The sequence below is a fragment of the Pseudomonas sp. ERMR1:02 genome (genome assembly GCF_002277815.1).
Taxonomy (GTDB): domain Bacteria; phylum Pseudomonadota; class Gammaproteobacteria; order Pseudomonadales; family Pseudomonadaceae; genus Aquipseudomonas.
This window is the reverse complement of sequence record NZ_NKJI01000028.1, coordinates 1-17,002: the sequence shown is the minus strand read 5'-3', so window position 1 is coordinate 17,002 and position 17,002 is coordinate 1. Positions and strand designations below refer to the sequence as shown.

At 56.6% G+C, this 17,002-nt stretch carries 19 protein-coding genes and 2 pseudogenes; 17 read left to right on the top strand and 4 right to left on the bottom strand.

Features of this window, described 5'->3' with window-relative positions; all coding sequences use genetic code 11:
- Position 1: 1 nt before the first annotated feature.
- From CES87_RS29515 to CES87_RS29445, 15 genes and pseudogenes are all read left to right on the top strand, one after another.
- Positions 2-478: a head-tail connector protein gene (locus tag CES87_RS29515; protein WP_128608879.1), complete on the top strand. Its 477-nt coding sequence runs from the start codon at positions 2-4 to the stop codon at positions 476-478.
- Entirely contained in the window at positions 478-816 is a 339-nt protein-coding gene (locus CES87_RS29510; protein WP_128608878.1) for a phage head closure protein, read from the top strand. Before CES87_RS29515 ends, CES87_RS29510 begins: the two co-directional genes overlap by 1 nt.
- The gene (locus CES87_RS29505) at positions 809-1,294 is read left to right on the top strand and encodes an HK97-gp10 family putative phage morphogenesis protein (RefSeq protein WP_128608877.1); all 486 of its coding nucleotides are present in this window, start codon (positions 809-811) and stop codon (positions 1,292-1,294) included. Before CES87_RS29510 ends, CES87_RS29505 begins: the two co-directional genes overlap by 8 nt.
- Positions 1,294-1,662, top strand: a complete 369-nt coding sequence (locus CES87_RS29500) for a DUF3168 domain-containing protein (RefSeq protein WP_128608876.1) — start codon at positions 1,294-1,296, stop codon at positions 1,660-1,662. Before CES87_RS29505 ends, CES87_RS29500 begins: the two co-directional genes overlap by 1 nt.
- Before the next feature lie 63 nt (positions 1,663-1,725).
- Positions 1,726-2,217, top strand: a complete 492-nt coding sequence (locus CES87_RS29495) for a phage tail tube protein (RefSeq protein WP_128608875.1) — start codon at positions 1,726-1,728, stop codon at positions 2,215-2,217.
- A gap of 10 nt (positions 2,218-2,227) precedes the next feature.
- Positions 2,228-2,695 (top strand): phage tail assembly chaperone family protein, TAC, encoded by a 468-nt coding sequence (locus tag CES87_RS29490; RefSeq protein WP_128608874.1) that lies wholly within the window; start codon positions 2,228-2,230, stop codon positions 2,693-2,695.
- A gap of 263 nt (positions 2,696-2,958) precedes the next feature.
- On the top strand, positions 2,959-5,286 hold the full coding sequence (locus CES87_RS29480; protein ID WP_256591141.1) for a phage tail tape measure protein: 2,328 nt from the start codon (positions 2,959-2,961) through the stop codon (positions 5,284-5,286).
- 105 nt (positions 5,287-5,391) lie between these two features.
- Entirely contained in the window at positions 5,392-5,730 is a 339-nt protein-coding gene (locus tag CES87_RS29475; RefSeq protein WP_256591140.1) for a DUF1833 family protein, read from the top strand.
- A 10-nt stretch (positions 5,731-5,740) separates the two neighbouring features.
- Positions 5,741-5,905, top strand: a complete 165-nt coding sequence (locus tag CES87_RS33820; protein ID WP_256591139.1) for a hypothetical protein — start codon at positions 5,741-5,743, stop codon at positions 5,903-5,905.
- Positions 5,868-6,251 carry a hypothetical protein gene (locus tag CES87_RS29470; protein ID WP_128608873.1) on the top strand — a complete coding sequence of 128 codons (384 nt, stop codon included), beginning with the start codon at positions 5,868-5,870 and terminating at the stop codon, positions 6,249-6,251. Before CES87_RS33820 ends, CES87_RS29470 begins: the two co-directional genes overlap by 38 nt.
- Positions 6,248-9,309 (top strand): annotated as a pseudogene (locus tag CES87_RS29465) (host specificity factor TipJ family phage tail protein). Before CES87_RS29470 ends, CES87_RS29465 begins: the two are co-directional and overlap by 4 nt.
- 33 nt (positions 9,310-9,342) lie before the next feature.
- Entirely contained in the window at positions 9,343-9,819 is a 477-nt protein-coding gene (locus CES87_RS29460; RefSeq protein ID WP_128608872.1) for a hypothetical protein, read from the top strand.
- 67 nt (positions 9,820-9,886) lie between these two features.
- Complete coding sequence (locus CES87_RS29455) at positions 9,887-11,872, top strand: hypothetical protein (RefSeq protein ID WP_128608871.1); 1,986 nt, start codon at positions 9,887-9,889, stop codon at positions 11,870-11,872.
- Positions 11,873-11,880: 8 nt separating this feature from the next.
- Positions 11,881-12,291 (top strand): hypothetical protein, encoded by a 411-nt coding sequence (locus tag CES87_RS29450; RefSeq protein ID WP_128608870.1) that lies wholly within the window; start codon positions 11,881-11,883, stop codon positions 12,289-12,291.
- A gap of 68 nt (positions 12,292-12,359) precedes the next feature.
- Complete coding sequence (locus tag CES87_RS29445) at positions 12,360-12,785, top strand: cell wall hydrolase (RefSeq protein WP_128608869.1); 426 nt, start codon at positions 12,360-12,362, stop codon at positions 12,783-12,785.
- 175 nt (positions 12,786-12,960) lie between these two features.
- Here the strand turns inward: CES87_RS29445 and CES87_RS29440 are convergent, their stop codons facing one another.
- Positions 12,961-13,305, bottom strand: a complete 345-nt coding sequence (locus CES87_RS29440; protein WP_256591138.1) for a hypothetical protein — start codon at positions 13,303-13,305, stop codon at positions 12,961-12,963.
- Between the two features lie 197 nt (positions 13,306-13,502).
- On the opposite strand from CES87_RS29440, the gene CES87_RS29435 reads away from it, so the two are divergent.
- A complete protein-coding gene (locus CES87_RS29435; protein ID WP_128608867.1) occupies positions 13,503-14,321 on the top strand; it encodes a hypothetical protein in 819 nt (272 codons plus the stop codon).
- A gap of 161 nt (positions 14,322-14,482) precedes the next feature.
- On the opposite strand, the gene CES87_RS29430 is transcribed toward CES87_RS29435, so the two are convergent.
- Positions 14,483-14,692: a hypothetical protein gene (locus tag CES87_RS29430; RefSeq protein ID WP_128608866.1), complete on the bottom strand. Its 210-nt coding sequence runs from the start codon at positions 14,690-14,692 to the stop codon at positions 14,483-14,485.
- A 325-nt stretch (positions 14,693-15,017) separates the two neighbouring features.
- Here CES87_RS29430 and CES87_RS33815 point away from each other — a divergent pair.
- Positions 15,018-15,251 (top strand): annotated as a pseudogene (locus tag CES87_RS33815) (hypothetical protein).
- A 268-nt stretch (positions 15,252-15,519) separates the two neighbouring features.
- Here CES87_RS33815 and CES87_RS29420 read toward each other — a convergent pair.
- On the bottom strand, positions 15,520-15,858 hold the full coding sequence (locus CES87_RS29420) for a hypothetical protein (protein ID WP_128608865.1): 339 nt from the start codon (positions 15,856-15,858) through the stop codon (positions 15,520-15,522).
- A gap of 961 nt (positions 15,859-16,819) precedes the next feature.
- A partial coding sequence (locus tag CES87_RS32740) for a hypothetical protein (RefSeq protein WP_218196425.1) occupies positions 16,820-17,002 on the bottom strand: 183 nt, incomplete at its 5' end.

The window sequence follows — 17,002 nt, the reverse complement described above, 5'->3', positions numbered from 1 at the left end:
CATGAGCGTGATCAGCATCGAACTGGCGATGAAGCACCTTCTGGCAGAACCAGAAGATCAGGATCTCGTTCAGTCGCAACTGGACGGTGCCGAGAGTGCCGCAATGGCATATCTCCAGCGCTCGTTCTTTGCTGATCAGGCCGCTCTTGATGCTGCCCGCATGCAGGTGCCAGATGTGCGAAGCGTGGCACGTCAGCAATATGATGTGGCCATGGCCGATGCCGCTTTGATTGATGATCAGTTATTGCGGTGTGAAGCGATGGCTGATGCGAATTTCTCGCTCTCCCAGGCGTTGGATGCGGCCACCCGAGTAGCACGGGGGATGGTCATCAAGCCCAGTATTCAATCTGCCTGCCTGTTGAAGCTTGGTCACCTATTCGCCAACCGGGAAGAGGTCGTCACGGGCACCATTGCTACGGAATTGCCGCAAGCCTCCAAGGCTCTGCTGACGCCAGATCGCGTCGGGATGGGTGCCTGATGCGCGCCGGCCGATTGCGTCACCGGATCACCTTTCAATCACCTGGGCTGGTTCAAGATCCCGGTACCGGCGAGATGCTGCCGGGATGGGAGACCGTCTGGGAGAAAGTGCCGGCCTCCGTTGAACCGCTGAGCGCACGTGATTTGATTGCGGCTCAGGCGGGCCAGTCTGAGGCTTCAGGTCGCGTAGTGATCCGGTACCGCGCCGGAGTTTTGTCTACGATGCGAATCCTTCATCGCGGCGACATTTACGAAATCCAAGGCCAGCCCCTGCCTGACCCGGAGTCGGGCCTTGAGTACATCACCATTCTGGTGGCGAAGGGGGTGAACGATGGCTGACAACATCGAGTTCAGCCTGGTCGGCATGGATTCGTTGATCGGAAAACTCGAAGCTATTAGTTACGACCTGAAGCGCAAGGGAGGCAGGTCGGCACTGCGCAAGGCAGCACAGGTGGTTGCCGGCAAGATGAAAGAGGGCGCCCGGAACATCGATGATCCTGTAACGGGTCGATCTATCGCGGACAACGTCGCATTGCGGTGGAATGGCCGGCTGTTCAAATCAGCGGGCGATCTCGGTTTCAGGATTGGCGTTCAGCATGGCGCTGTGCTGAAAAACGGCGGTGACACATCGGCCAACTCGCCGACGCCACACTGGCGTTTGATTGAGTTCGGCACAGCAAACATGCGCGCACAGCCCTTCGCGCGAAGAGCGCTGGCCGACAACATCAGCGAGGTGATAGACACTTTCACTACTGAATATGAAAAAGCCATTGATCGTGCGATTAAACGCGCGGCCAAGGCTGCAGGGAGAAGCTGATGCCAGCAGCACCAATCTTCGCTGTGTGTGCAGCAGATGCAGGCACCCAGGCGCTGCTCGGGGTTACACCTCACCGTCTGTATCCATTCGGCGAGGCGCCAGAGGGTGTGGCCAAGCCGTATGCTGTTTGGCAACTGATCACTGGCAGCCCGGAAAACTACCTAGCAGGGCGCGCTGACATCGACGGATTCACTTTGCAGGTCGACGTGTATGCCGTTACCGCAACCTCTGCCCGGTCCGTCACCGACGCCATAGCCCGCGCCATTGAACTGAAGGCCTACGTCGTCCGCTGGGGCGGCGAGAGCAAAGACACGGCGACAAAGCTTTACTGGTCGAGCTTCGACATCGACTGGCTTGTACCCAGATAGATCAATCCCCATCCCAGGCCCGCCATGTGCGGGTTTTTTTATGCCCGACATTTGGAGAAAGCCATGTCGATTTTGACCCAAGGCACGCAAATTTATGCGCTGGTGCCAACTGTTGCTGATCCGTCCACTCTCGAAGTGATCGAGATTCAGTGCGCGACGGCGTTCAGCCCGGGTGGTAACCCTGCTGACCAGATCGAAGATACCTGTCTCAGCGACAAGGTTCGCAAGTACCTGCGCGGCTTGCGTACTCCGGGCCAAGCAACCCTGACGTTGAACGCCGATCCGCGCAACGCTTCTCACGTACGCCTGCATCAGCTGTCGGAAGACGACGACATCGGCAATGTGAGTTGGGTAGTCGGCTGGTCTGATGGTATTGCGCCTCCGACGCTGAACGTCGCTGGGGATGATTTCGTTCTTCCAACGACCCGCACCTGGTTCCTCTTCGACGGCTATGTCAGCGACTTTCCGTTCGACTTTGCCGCCAATACTGTGGTCACCACAGCTGCCACCATTCAGCGCTCCGGCGGTTCCGCCTGGATCCGCAAATCAACTTAAGGTTTAAGACATGAAACTCAGCATTGAAAACCTTAAACAGGCCGGTGCCTTCACAGGGCGCCCGGTGGAAAAGTCGATTTCCTGGAAACAAGGCAAAAACGAATTCACTGCGACGGTATTTGTCCGCCCATTGGGATACCAGGCCGCAGTCAGTGATGTGCTTGCGATCAACGGCAAACAGGACAGCGTGGCAGGGCGCATCGCGGCGAGCATCTGCGATGAAGATGGAAACCCGGTATTCACCGTGGCTGACATCGTTCATGGCCCACTGGACCCTGCTGAGCTCGCCAAAGATCCGGAAAGCACCAAGCGCTTGGGCGCGCTTGATGGCGGGCTGACTGTTTCGTTGTTGGCCGTTATTCATGAGGTGAACAACCTGGGAAAGACGACGAGCTCACCGACCTCGAAGAGTTCTGGCACGAGCTCGTCCTCTGCGGGATCGGTGGCCAAACCATCGCGGAGGCCAAGGAAAGGCTAAGCCTACGCGAGTTTCGTTCATGGGCGAAGTTCAGGGAGCTGCGCGGTTCGCTGCATGTGGGCATGCGGGTAGAGCGTGGGTTCGCTCTTTTGGCCTCCATCTTGGCGAACAAAGACCGCGATCCGAAAAAGCGCCCAGAGCCATTCAGCATTTTTGACTTCATGCCCCACGATTCCCAGAAGCCGATCACACTTGAACAGGCAATGGAGTCCTGGGCGTAGCGACTATATCCCCGCATTCGCGGGAAGCTCTGGAGCCATGCAATGGCATCACGATCCCTCGGCACCCTTACGCTTGACCTCATCGCCAAGGTAGGCGGTTTTGTTTCCGGCATGGGTCAGGCCGAACGTAGTTCGGAAAAATGGCGCAAGACCGTCGAGAAAAATGCCCAGGCCGCCGGCATCGCAATCGGTGCCGGTTTTGCCGCCGGCGCAGTGGCGCTTGCAGCGTTCACTGTTTCGACTGTCCAGGCGGCAAGCGAAATCACGCGTCTTGCAGGTCTTGCCGGAACCGGAACAACCGAATTTCAGAAGTTCGCCATTGGCGCCAAAACCGTCGGCATCGAGCAAGATAAGCTCGCGGATATCTTCAAGGATGTGAACGACAAGGTCGGCGACTTTCTGCTCAACGGCGGGGGCGAGCTGCAGGACTTCTTCAAAACGATCGCGCCACAAGTGGGCGTGACCGCTGAGCAGTTTCGCAATCTCTCTGGCCCCCAGGCATTGCAGCTATTCACGAGCAGCCTGCAAAAGGCAGGGCTCAGCCAAGCTGAGATGACGCAACAGATGGAGGCGTTGGCAAACGACGCGACACTGCTGCTGCCCCTGCTGCGGGACAACGGTGACGCCTTCAAAATTTTAGGTGATACCGCGCAGCAAGCCGGCGCGATCATGGATGAGAAAACCATCAAGGCTACTCAGGGCCTGGCTGCTGCCGGATGGCTCGCTGAGCAGTCTCTCACCGGCATCAAGAATCAAGTAGCAGCATCGCTGATGCCGGCGCTGAGTGACTATGCCGACATTCTTTTCGACCTGAGCCAGGACACCGCTTCTGTTTCATTGCTGTCCGATGGTCTCAACACCGTTCTTAAGCTTGCGGCAAAAACAGCTGTCGGGATTTCCTACGCCTTCGAGTTGGTGGGCAAGTCGATTGCTGGTGTGGTTGCAATCGTGACGTCTGCGTTTGATGGCGTGGACTTATCCAGTCCAATCGATGCGATTCAGAAGATAGGAGAAAACTCATCGCGCACCGCCTTGATCGTCGGTGACGATCTGGATGGGCTGGACAAAAAATACAACGACCTCTGGAAGCGCATCGATGATGCCGGGTCGAATGGACAGGCCAGCGGCCACCTGAAGGCGATATCTGAGGCGCTGAATAAAGTCAGCGAGCCGGTAAAACCGGGCACGTTCAAAGCTCCTACTGCTGAAATGCAGGCCGCCGCCAAAGCTGCCGAAGCCGCGCAAAAGAAGATCCAGGCAGCATTCGATTCATCAGAGGAGGGTTATGAGCGACAAATCGCTCTCATCAACACCGAGGTGGATAAACGGAAAAACGCATCGGAGGTCGCGAAGCTTCAGTTTGAAATTGAGTCTGGCAAGTTGGTCGGGATCAATACGCTGCAGCAGGAGCGGTTGAAGGGGCTGGCGGAAGAGCTGGATCGTCTCCAAAAACTCAAGCTCGCCAATGAAGATGCAGCTAAGTCGGCGGCATACGCGGCCACGTTGAATACGTCGAACCAGACTGCACGCGAAGGCTTTGGCATGGAGTTGGCTGGCGCCGGGCTGGGTGATAAAGCTCGCGAGCGCTTGCAGCAAGATCTGCAGATTCAGCAAGACTTCAATCAGCAGATGGCTGAATTGCAGCAGCAATATAACAGCGGCGATATCAGCAAAGAGCTTTACGACACAGAAACCCAGATGCTCAGCGAGGCCTTGGCTGAGCGGATGGTGATTCAGCAGGACTATTACAACCAGTTGGACGCTGCCCAGAGCAATTGGCTGGATGGTGTGGGTGATGCCTGGAACAACTACCTGGATCAGAGTCGGGATATCTCCGGCCAGACCAAGGACATGTTTTCCGATGCTTTCGCCGGGATGAATGACTCGCTGTACAACTTCGTTACGACCGGAAAGCTTTCATTCTCGGACATGGCATCGATGTTCGCTGAGAGCGCTCTGCGAATGCTCATCCAGTGGGGTACGGCTCAAGTGGCGATGGCCGCATTGAACGCCTTCACATCAACAGCAGCCATTCCCATAGTCGGGCCTTTCGCGGCACCTGCCGCCGCAGCTTCAGCTCTGGGATCCGCCGGCAGCTTCATGAGCACGATCAGTTCTGTCGCGGGTATGGCGCACGACGGCATTGACTCGGTACCTGAAACGGGCACTTGGCTTTTGCAGAAAGGTGAGCGGGTAACCACCGCAGGAACCAGCGCCAAGCTAGACCGGACGCTCGAGCAGGTGAGCAAGGGGCGCAGCAACAACAACTCGACAGCGGCCCCGTCATTAACCTGTTCGAGGACGCCAGTCGCGCGGGCCAGGTCAATCGTCGGCAACTCTCCGAGCAGGACGTCATCGACATCTACGTAGCCAACATTCGCGGCGAGGGAGATATCCACGACGTCAACCAGGCCAAGTACGGCCTGAAGTCTCAAGGCGCTTGAATGCGCAGCATATTGATATCTGGAGCAGCAGATGAGTAATCCAATAAATGTCTGCTACGCCTCGGGTGGGCTGCTGCCGATCAACACCATCGAGGCGACCTGTCCTGTCTGGTCGACCCCGATCCTGGTCTGCGACGGATATGAGGATCGCGTCTGCGGTACCGAGGATTCTCGGGTACTCGTGTTCTCCGCCATGGCCTTGGAGCACGCTCTGCCCAATCAGGACAACAGCGGATTCCAAAACCTGATTCTCGCCCTGGACAACACGTCCGGGCGGTACAGCTCCAGATCGAAAAGCCAAGGCAGCGAACGCCAGGATTGCCCTGACTTTTCGCCGCTATCTGCAAGACAACCTGACCTACCCGGCTGAGCGCTATCGCATGTCGTTGTTGAACCGGCAGTACGAATCGGTCACCGCCACCCTGACTTGCGGTCTGTTCGACCTGCTCGGCACTGCGCACCCGCGCGAGCAACTGATCCCAAGCGTTGCCCCGGACTTCTCTACATATGAGCCCTATCAGCAAGTACCTGTCAGCCCCCTATAAGGACGGCGCGCGCGGCCCGCTGGCCTTCGACTGTTATGGGCTGGTCATTGCTGTTCGGCATGAAGTATTCGACCTGCCGCTGCTGCCATCGCTGGGTGGCGTGGGGCGGGGCAGGCTACGCGCAAACACCCGGGCCTACTGGGAGATCAAGACTTCCATGGAAGAGTGCGCGCCAGAGCCTGGGGTCATAGCGGCTGCCTTTGCCGGTGACTATCTGGAGCACGTCGGCGTGGTCGTGCATCTGGATGGCCAGATGAAGGTGCTCGACACCAATCCGGGTGGGCCGCGCATTCGACCAGTACGCGACTTCGAGTCGTGCTATCAACGAGTGGTGTATTACCGATGATCGAATTCTTCCCGAACAAGCTGGCCAACACGGCACCACTGGCCACCTTCAGCACCCGCGAGCGGATGACGATCGAAGCCTGGGTGCAGCAGCAGACGTCGGCTTACCAGCGTGCTCCGGTGCAGCCGATCAGTGTGGTGATCAACGATGAAATGATCTGTCCTACGCTCTGGCACAAGGTCAAATTCAAGCCGTCGGACAACGTCCAGATCTGGCGCGAGCCGAAGGCACCGACCCGTTCACTATCACCGCCTTGCTGTTCAAAGGTGTGAAGGCCGTTGGCAAGATGCTGATGCCGAAAATGCGGGCATGCCATCGACTGGCACCACCGCGCAGGGCGATCCGATCGACGAGGCGAGCGCCAAGGGCAACAAGGTCAAGCTGGGCGACCCGGTGCGCAACCTGGCAGGCCGTCAAAAGCTGTTCCCGGCTTATCTGGCTGAGCCGCGCACCTGGTTTGCAGCCCCGCGTGAGCAGTGGACTGAAATGCTGCTCTACGTCTCGGCCGGCAGCGTGCAGGTCGCCACCAGCGACATCAAGGTCGGCGAAACTCCGATTATCTCGCTGGGCTCTGACGCCATCTGCAATATCTACCCGCCTGGTGCTGATGTGTCAGGCAATACCGCTTCTATGCTTTGGTATAACGTCAAGGAGGTCGGCGCCAGTTCCAGCGGTTCGGCCGGCTTGGAAATGACCGTAGCTACCGCGCTGACACAGACTGCGGTCGCGTCGGCTTACCAGTTCAGCGGGAATTCAATATCTATTCCTCTTGGGGCTGGCACCTTTCCGAGTGACTGGCAAACAGGCTTGATCATTCGCGTATTGGCGCCATACGAGTACACCGTCGTGGACGGGGGAGCTGGGCGTGACATAGTTCGCGGGCCGCTGTCGATGCTAAATCCAGTTCCGGCCATGCTGATTGAGGTTCAAGGCGCGAACTCGGGGTTGTATTCGGTTAGTTCGTACACCCGTATGTCGCCCCAGTTCCGCCGTCAGCCGGCACGCCTTCGACGATTCTCGGCTCAAGCATTCCGGTGCGCTACGACTACAACGTGACGCCGCTGACCTTCACTGTCTCGCTGGGCTCTACCCCATATTCTGTCGCGCTGAATACGGCAACGACCGATCTGGCTGGGCTGGTCTCTACAATCAACACGGCCAAGGGTGGCGCCCCGTTCGTAGCCAGCGCCTCGGCGGGCAAAGTCCTGCTGACGCAAACAGGAGCCAACAACGGGCGGGCCCTGGTCTCGTCCGGCGGCGCTGACGTGCTCGGCTCCAGCCCGATCAATACCACCGGCACGGCAGCTACCTCGGGCACGCCTGAGCAGTCGGCAGAAATGACCCTGAACTATGACGGAGGACAGCCTGCAGTTGGTCTTTCTCTTGGGGTTGGCTTGGTAACCATCGGGCCGCGCGGGCTTCGCTATCGCATCACGGCCTTCAGCGCATCGCTCATTACGGTCGAGCGCCTAACATCAAGCGGATCGACTGATACTGCATGGCCAGGGTTTGATTTGATGCAGACGGTAAACGGCCTGATCACCCTTGACCCGTCGAATCTTGCGGGCGGTTATCGCGGGCCGTTTGGCTGCGCACCCAAGGGCGAGCTGGTCACAGAGCTTGAATGGACTGTGTTTCACGCCAATGGTCTGTGCGGCATCGGTCGTGAAGGGCAGATTTATGAGATCCGCTCGTTTCACACCTTCGAGTACAGGGACATGGATGCGGCCGGGGCATGGACGGTGCTCGACAAGGAGCACTGGGGCGGCACGCGGGACGCGCAAGGGGTTACCTACCGAGCGACCCTGCCTTACCCGATGCGACCAGAAGCACGAATCAAGAAACGTTTCGTCAGCCAACCCGGCAACATCGACTCGGAAAAGCAGGACGATATCAGCTGGTACAGCCTGCGCAGCCTGCGTCAGATCCGACCGACCACTTACCCTGGCATGACCGTGATGGCGATGCAGATCCGCGGCGGTGATCGCCTGTCGGCTCAGTCAGAAAGTCAGGCCAATCTGATCGGCACCCGGATTCTGCCGGTCTACACCGGTGGTGCCTGGACTGCGCCGCAACCCACGCGCGGCATTGTGCCCTGGTGCCTGAACGTGCTGAAGTCGCTCGGATACACCGACGCCGATATCGACCTGCCCGAGTGGGATCGCTTGCACACGGTATTCGAGGCTGCCGGCCAGTATTACGACGAGGTGATCGACGACACCAGCACCGCCAAGGATCGGATCAACGACGCGCTGGCGTGCGGCTATGCCGAGCTGACCATCAAAAACGGCTTGGTCAGCCTAGTGCGTGACGAACCGCGCGCGGCATTCGATATCACCTACGGGCCGAAGACGCAGACCTACTCACCGCAGAACATGACCAAGCCCCTGAAGATCGACGGTCCGTTGCCATCGATCAACGACTTCGACGGGGTCGACGTTGAGTATTACTCGAACCTGACGTGGGCATGGGAACGGTGCCATGTCGCTGGCCGGGAGATGCTGGACTGAAGGTCGAGAAAATCAAACTGCCCGGGGTAGGTGATCGTAACCGTGCGTACCAGTTCGGTATGCGTCGTCGCGGGCATCAGCTGTTTCGCCAGGACACCTACACATGGGAAACCGAGCTGGCCGGCATGAATTCGGGCTACCTGAGCTTCTGCGCCGTCGCCAGCGATACTCCGGGCCTCTGCCAAAGCGCTTTACTGCTCAGCGTGCAGGCGGTTACCGGCGGCTTCCTGCTGGAGTCATCCGAGCCGATCGACTGGTCGGCACCCGAGGCGTACCGGGTCGGCATTAGTCGTCCTGATGGTTCTCTCTCTGGCCCGTTCCCAGTCATCGCGGTTGACGAATACCACCTGCAGATCGCCGATCTCGACTTCGCGCCGGACACCAGCATGACCTTGGAGCTGCCTCAGTTGCTGGTCGGGCCGGTGAGCAAGTGGGCTTATCCAGTTTTGGTCAATAGCTCATCTCCATCCAACGGCAACGTGGCAATGAAGGGTATGCCCTACGATGCCCGCGTTTACACCTACGACGGCAGCGCGGCACCTGCTTGATATGGGGGCCTCTAACAAAAGGACGACGAGCTTATGCTCACATACCCTGACAACCTGCCGCTTCCCTTACGGGAAGGATACGGCTTCAGAACGGTCAGCCCGATTGCCCGATCGCAATTTGTGAGCGGAAGGGCGATTCAGCGCATCAGATTCCGAAGCTTTCCCACTGCGGTCACCCTGTCCTGGGTTCTGGATGCGAAGCAAGCCCGGCTGTTCCAGGGCTGGTTCAAATGGGGGGTCAACTACATCGACTGGTTCCGGTGTCCGATCAAGAGCCCGATGGGGCTTACACCGACGAAAGTTCGCTTCACCGACATCTATAGCGGGCCGGATCTCGTAGGTGTGGATCACTGGCGCTTTTCAGTGCCGGCTGAACTGTTCGAAATCCCGATCGTCGACGAGGCCGAGTTCGTTAGCCTGCTCGCCGGACTGGACATTACTGTGATGAACGCTGAGCTACGCGATCAGCTCGACGCCTGGTACACGAAGAGCTGGCCCGGAGCCCTGTAACTCCACTTCATCCACCTGCTTTTTTGAGCCCGCCTGTGCGGGTTTTTGCATTTATAGAGGGCACGCAATGAGCGGAGCTTCCGACCTTCAATTGTTTGAGCAGCTGGTTTTGAACGCCAACGAGCTGTTCCTTTCGAACGCTGACTTTGTCGTTATTAACGGCATCAGCAAACCAACCCTGAAAAAGATCTACGCCGAGTTTCTAGCCAGCGTCGGTGTATATCTCACTATTGCCGATGGCCTGGCCGCAACCAACGGTACTGGCACAAACAATCGCTTCTTCACCGTCTCGGGTGGTGACAACCTTGATACTCGGTACCGCAATGACGCAGGCACTGCAGTAGCTATCGGCCAAGCGATGAACGCCGCCGTCAGCGCCTTGACGATCAACGCCGGGAAAGCGTTCCCCTTGAAGTCGGCCAACCGTGCCGGCTCAGTCAGCGCTGAGTTACCGGTAGCAAGTAAGGCGGTCCTCGACATCAAAGTGATCGGGAACCCAGCGGGTAAGTTCGTGCGCTTTGCGTGGTACGGCAACGGCACTACGGCGTTCGGTGCCCCTGACTACGGCATGATTTTTGAGGCGGCCGATACTGCGACGTATGGCAGCACCGGCGTGGCGACTCAGGTCATCACGCGTGTCACTCCCTGGGTTGAGGTCGCGATCAGCGGAACGATCGTGACACGGATCTACCGTACGACCACGGTAGATGGTTTGTTGATTTCCATCACCTACGACAAAGCGGTGTTTGACCAGACCGCAGGCACGGCTGTGGTCCTCAACGGCCCTACGCTGCCCGGTTACAGCTGGGTGATCGACCCGGTCTGTTATCTGCCGATGGCGCCCGCTCGCGTACTGGACTCGCTCAAGGTTAACGTCGGTGTCAACTTCCCACTGGCGAGCTACAGCCGTGCGGGCGCCGTTAGCGCGGCAGAGTCCCGGCTGAACCGAGCCATCTTGGACGCCAAGATCACCGGCGTGGAAGACGGAAAGCTGGTGCGCCTGGCCTACGTGGCCAACGGCACGACCGCCTTTGGTGGCGGCCCGAACTACGGCATGATCTTTGAAATCGCCGATGCGGCTACTTACAACACCACCGGGACGGCCGTTCCACTGATCAATCGCCTGGACTCTTGGCAGGAAGTGCCTGGCGAAGGCACGTTGGTCACGCGCTATTACCGGCAGACTACGCAGGCACAGGGCGGCATTACTGTCGCGATCACTTACGACAAGGCCGTGCTGGCTGAGATCGACGGCACGCCGATTGTACTGAACAACCAGTCCTATCCGGCCTACAGCTGGATCTTCGACCCGGCCTGCTATCGTCCGGCAGAGAAGCCGGTCGCCGCCAAAACCAAGGGTCTGCTCTATTCGGCCACGGCGGACGAACTGACGGTGGTATGGCGATACTCAGATACCAAGCTGATGCGGATCAAGATCGGGCGCTATGGCCCGAACCTGCTGAATGACATCGGGGAAATCGCCGAGCAAGTGAGCAGCACCCTAACCCTGTCCGGAACCTGGACCGTCTTGGCAGCGCGCTTTACTGACTGGATTGGCCCTTACCAGGTGACGGCGGTAAACAACGGTGACGGCGGCGGTACCGTGCAATCCACCGGTGGTAACCACCCAATCAACAACACCACCACGCCAACTGCCGAGCAGCTTGAGCGGTCTGTCTATGCTGACGGCGGCTTGCTGGTTACCGGCAATGGCCAAGCGGATGAAATGGTGATCAAGTGGGCCAACCGCGTCATGGGTCACAACACCATGACCACGGCGCGGCGCTATATCCTGCGCGAGGATCTTATGCTGCGCATCCGCCCCGGGTCTTTCGAGGTGCATGGAGAAATCACCGCGCTCGAAGACATTGTGATTGGCAACTACTTCGGATTGCAGTGCTACGACCCCGGACACGACCAGACGATTCACTTCTTCAACGGCCAAGACAACGGGCGTGTGGCGATCACGCCCACGGTAGCCCAGTACTCCGGCAATCCGGCGACCTACCCGAATGCTTGGGGATGTCCCTTCGCGGCAGCGAGCGCAATCTGACGTTATGGATGGATAGAAGCTACGGCATCGCGGCACCGGGTTATCTGCCGGCCAGCGGCGTAAGCGGGCTGATGTTCCACCAAGCGAACTCAAAGAAGGCCTATCACCAGCTGCTGGCACAAGGCAAGCCTCTGGCGTTGGCGAGCGGCGCCTACGACAACTGGCGCGGCGGCTATATCTTCTCGCCGAGCCTGTCGGCGGCTGCTGACCTGGCCCAGCGTTACTACAACGGCGGCGTGCCTGGCTACATTGTTGCGATGACGTCGGCCGGATCGGCAAAAGTCGCCGCGGCATTGGCGGATCTCAACCACAAGACCAACCTGGACGGGACCGGGATGACCGTGTCGGGGTATGTCCCTCCAACTGGTCTATCGGTGAAGTCCACGGGCTACAGCGTAGCCAAGGTGGCTGTCACTTAGTCCGCTCCGACCCTTCTTATTTATTATCGCCCGCCCAGTTGCGGGCTTTTTCATGCCTGGAGAAAAGCATGACCGTATCCGAGAAAGACCGCGACATCCTCGCTCGCACGTTGTGGGGCGAGGCCCGCGGCGAATCCCTGGCCGGCCAGATCGCCGTAGCCTGGACCATCCGTAACCGGGTGAACGACGGCAAGGCCAAGTCCTGGTGGGGTGAAGGCTATTCCGGCGTGTGCCAGAAACCGTATCAGTTCAGTTGCTGGAACAGGAACGATCCGAACTACGCCTACCTGGCTGGCGCCAAGCAGATCCCGTTTCGCGAACTCGCCCAGGCGAGAATCGCCGCTGAACAGGTGATCGACGGGAAAGTGCCGGATCCCACCGGCGGCGCCACGCACTACTACGCGACAAGCATGAAAACGCCACCGGCTTGGGCTGCGAAGGCGAAGCAGGCCCTCAAGCTGGGCGGGCACGTCTTTTTCAAAGACGTGCCGTGAATCCGGCCGCGCTAAATGCTGTGAGCTATTCTTGGCGATACTTTGCACCCAGTACATTAAGGCGTTACATGAACAAGCAACTCGCTGGCCTTTCGGTTCTACTAACACTTGCTTGGGTGATCGGCGTGGTGGCAGTGATGTATTGGATGTCACGCTAATTATAACCACTGCGTGTTCACGGAACCGTTTTCGGCTGAGCGATCAGCCCGTCCAATATCCCGCGTAGTCGCTCAGACTCACGCTGATGAAGTCTCGCTGAGATGTCCAGATCGTACAGTTGCTTGCACAGGGTCGCCGATTCCCCGGATCTTTCCCGCAAACTCCCCATCGCATCATCCCGCTGCCTGATGGCTTCGGCGTGCATCTCAACCAGCTTGAAGATGTTTTGCCGCGCCTGGCGCAGTTGCAGGGTCAGTTCCTCGACTTCGTTCTCAAGCATGCGGAGTTGATGCCGGCAGGTTTCGAGCGGCGTCGGGCAACCGAGCCAGCCGCTGGTATCTTCGATTTCGTACGGTTCCACGATCACGCCTTGATTGTACTGTTTGGATATACAGTAATCGAGGTTTCGGATTTTCGCGAGAGTGAAGCGACGGGGGGGCAGATTGGCGGAGGTGGTGTTCGGTCTAATCCACGTAGCTCATGCATACAATGCTCAAGTTGCCATTTTTCTGCCATTAACATTTATGATCCTGCTTTGTTCCGTGCTAGGCAGTGAATATGGCAAGCGAAAATCGCAAGAAGAAGAAAGCTAATACTTTACCGAAAACGGGGGTATGCGCGCTCTTGGGGGTAGAAGGCACCTACGCCAAATCACACTTGATCCCTTTGTCTCTGACATCTCCTTCAATAAAAGGGGAAAGGTTTATCGAGTCGGGAAGGGGCTCGCGCCCGATACGGCGCTTTACTAGTTGGTACGATCAGCAGCTTGTAAGTCGAGATGGTGAAAAAATTCTCAGTGAGATTGATACCGCTGGCATAGAGGAGCTGAGAAGGCATAAGTTGATATGGAGCGGGTGGGAAGGACGCGAGAAACTAAAGTTGACGGATTATGCCGTCCCGCCTGAACAAGGGTCCAGTATGGGAGTTCGTCTTTTAGACGGTGTGAATTCCGAAAAGCTGAGATTGTTTTTTCTCAGTATTTTGTGGCGGTCGCTGAAAACCACCATTAAAGAATTTTCCTATTTGCCAAATAATGGTGTCGACCTAGAACGAATTGGTCGAATGATAGTAGAGAAAAATTCGGGTCACTTTGGCTATCATCCAATTGTTTTGGATCAAATGAGTACATTGGGTTTTTGCCATAATTACACTCCAACTCTTCAGAAGATGGATCTAGAGTTTGAAGAGGGTACGCGCTCAGTTGAGTTCTACCGGTTGTATATGCAAGGTCTCGTAGTTCATATCTACCCTGAGAGCTGCCCTGATTTGTTAGAGAGGATGGCAGCACTGTTCATAGGGGGCATGAAAAGCTGTGGGTTTTTGCTCGTAAATTTGAATCTACGAAGCAGTTCGAAGAGGCAAAGTATGAAATTCTAGAAGCCTCATCGCGTTGGCCAAGGGCTTTCTAAGCGCCTCAAGCAATTCTGCATTTTGCCAGCCGCAACATCCGGCAAAGCAGCCAACGACCATAGCCCCGCCGAATCATCAGTAATGCGGCATGCCTGAAGACATAACGGCGAAGAGACTGCTCGAGGTGATCACTCCGGCGCCATCATCACCGCGAGCGTCATCTTGATGAACTCCTCATTGCGGTCAATTGCTTCCAGGGCACCGCGCACGTTGTCGGCAACATCGGCCGCGCCACGTTGCTCGACCCAATTCGATAACTCCATGATGGCTGCCTCGAGGGCGAGTTGGTTTTCGTTAATCTTGAAGAGCAGGGAAGGGAGCAGATCGGAGTTCGGCACGGGCAAATCCTCAGCTGATGAGAAAGAGCGTAGCACCTTTAACAAACTGACGAACGGTCGGCAGGGCACCGGATGAGGGAATGAAGCTCGTACCAATTTTGTACCAATGACCGTGTAAAGCAGGTCGAAACCGGGTAAGTCTGAGTAAGCAAGTGACCGGATTCATTGACTATTGTTACTTTGCCTTACCCCTTTAGAATCGCGGTGTAATTCTGTTCCTGTCGATTGTCACTCTGGCGCCATAATCACCGCAAGCGTCCTCTTGATTCCTCATAGCGATTGATTGCGACTAGGGCTCGGCGCACGTTGTCGGTGACTTCCGCAGATCCGCGCTGCTCGACCCCGGCCGCATATCCAGTACGTTCGCGTCGAGGTCCAAGTGCAGGTGCCATGTCGTGTGCCGGAATTAGCGATACCACTTTGAGCGGATGCCGGCCTGCGAAAGACCGACAGCCTGGATGTGAAGGTGCGAGCTCTGCTGGCTGAGAGAAGGCAGCGGGTAGGATCTGAAAAGCTGCTGGAGGCTGCGACCGCAGCGTGCCGGGTATTTGCTATTTAGATCTTCATTGTCGCCCAGTGACCAATGGTCTTACTATCGATCTTTCTGGTAAGTCGGGCATAGATATCTGATCTGATTCCGCCTTTTTCGCCCATTGACTGGGTATTGATAGCGTATTGCTGCAACGCAATTTTCATGAACCCGCACGAGCTCTTGGACTTAAGATGCATAAGTGTCTTGTGATCAGCAAAAACCTCGGCGCCAACAAGGTCCAGTGTCCGGCGAGCAGTGTTGAAATTTTTTTGCTTGTTGAAATCAAGCGCATGCATCAGCTCATGATGCAGTGAGTTGTACCGCCACAGCCAGATGAGATCTTCGCGAGTTCCATCGGGAAGACAATTTTCGTTGATGAACACGGCGCTGCGGCCTTCCCTTTCAAGAGGAAATTTATGGTTACGCCTCCGGCGTCTCCCCGACCGTAAATCTCTATGTCCGCCGATTCGTCGTTGAAGTAGAGTTTTTCGTCGTATTCAACTTGGCAGAGACCTAGCAGATCGGAGCATTCCCTCATCTGATCGGCCGGGACCAGATACACATCCTTAGTCAGGCTTTCGTATCTGCTGGCCAGCTCATGGTAGGCGGTTTCAAAAACTTCAACTCCGAGCATTACTTGACTCCCTGACGGCTGTGTATCCTAGAAGCGGCATTCTGCCACTTGTACAGATGCTTTCACCAGATTCACAGCAACCACCCGCCCGCCATGGTGCTCTCCGACCTGCTCGGCCGGGCTGTCGCTACATGAGTGTCGGCAGAACGCCGGGGAAGGGGACTACTGTAGGAATATACAACGCTAAGTTGTTGATTCTTATAGGGGATGTGGCTGTTTTTCACGTCCGGAAAATATTACATTTTTCCTTGTAAATCATATTCTTGTGTTGGTTTCGAGGTCACCTTGACATGGTGGGGCTGTTCGTGCCCTTGAATGGCGAACCGCCGGCAGCTTCGGATACTGCTGCATTGCTGAGGTGTGATCTTGTGTTGGACTTTCGCCAGGCAGGGCGCCACCGAGGACGTTGCTGAAATTTCGCTGAAGCCTGTATGAATCGACATGAATCCACAACAATGTTCAGCAACATTTGAAACCCAGATGCAGCGAACCCGCACTGGGCGGGCTTCGTTGGTGTCTCTAATGGTGGAGCCGGGGGGATTTTAACCCTGTCTAGCGTTCGAATTGCGTGAATTTTAACGGTTAAGCTTTCCTATGGCCACCGTTGTTGGTGCTATTGGATCTTAGGACTACCGGCAACCGTTTCCTCCAATACTGCATATTTCCTAATCATGCCATTCAGCGACTCTCCAGTGTTGAATTCCATTCCCTTCGCACGCTTTAGATATTTCCTAAGTTCCTTTATATTTCTCTTGTCATAATTTAGTAGTGCGGCATGAAATTCTTCTGCGGATTTGTACGCCGGATTTATAACCTTGCTATCGACGTCCTCCAGATATTTTATGGTGCCAGTTATAACGGGTGTGGACGGCGATTTTTTCTTAGGCGATGAAGAAACTCGAACGTTTCATTAGAAGCTTTTAGGATGTTAGAAATGTTGCTCTTTGCAATTAATAAAACTTCATCGTAGATGCTTTTGCTTTTTCATTGTAGGCTTTCCACTCTCTGTACAGCCATGGACTAATACGACAACCAAGCCCCATACAAAAGCATAAACCTCCCTGTCGGTGAGGGTCGTCATCCAGTTAACTAATCCCATCTTATTTTTCTCCAGATTCCCATTTGCTACCCGTAAGCCCGAACA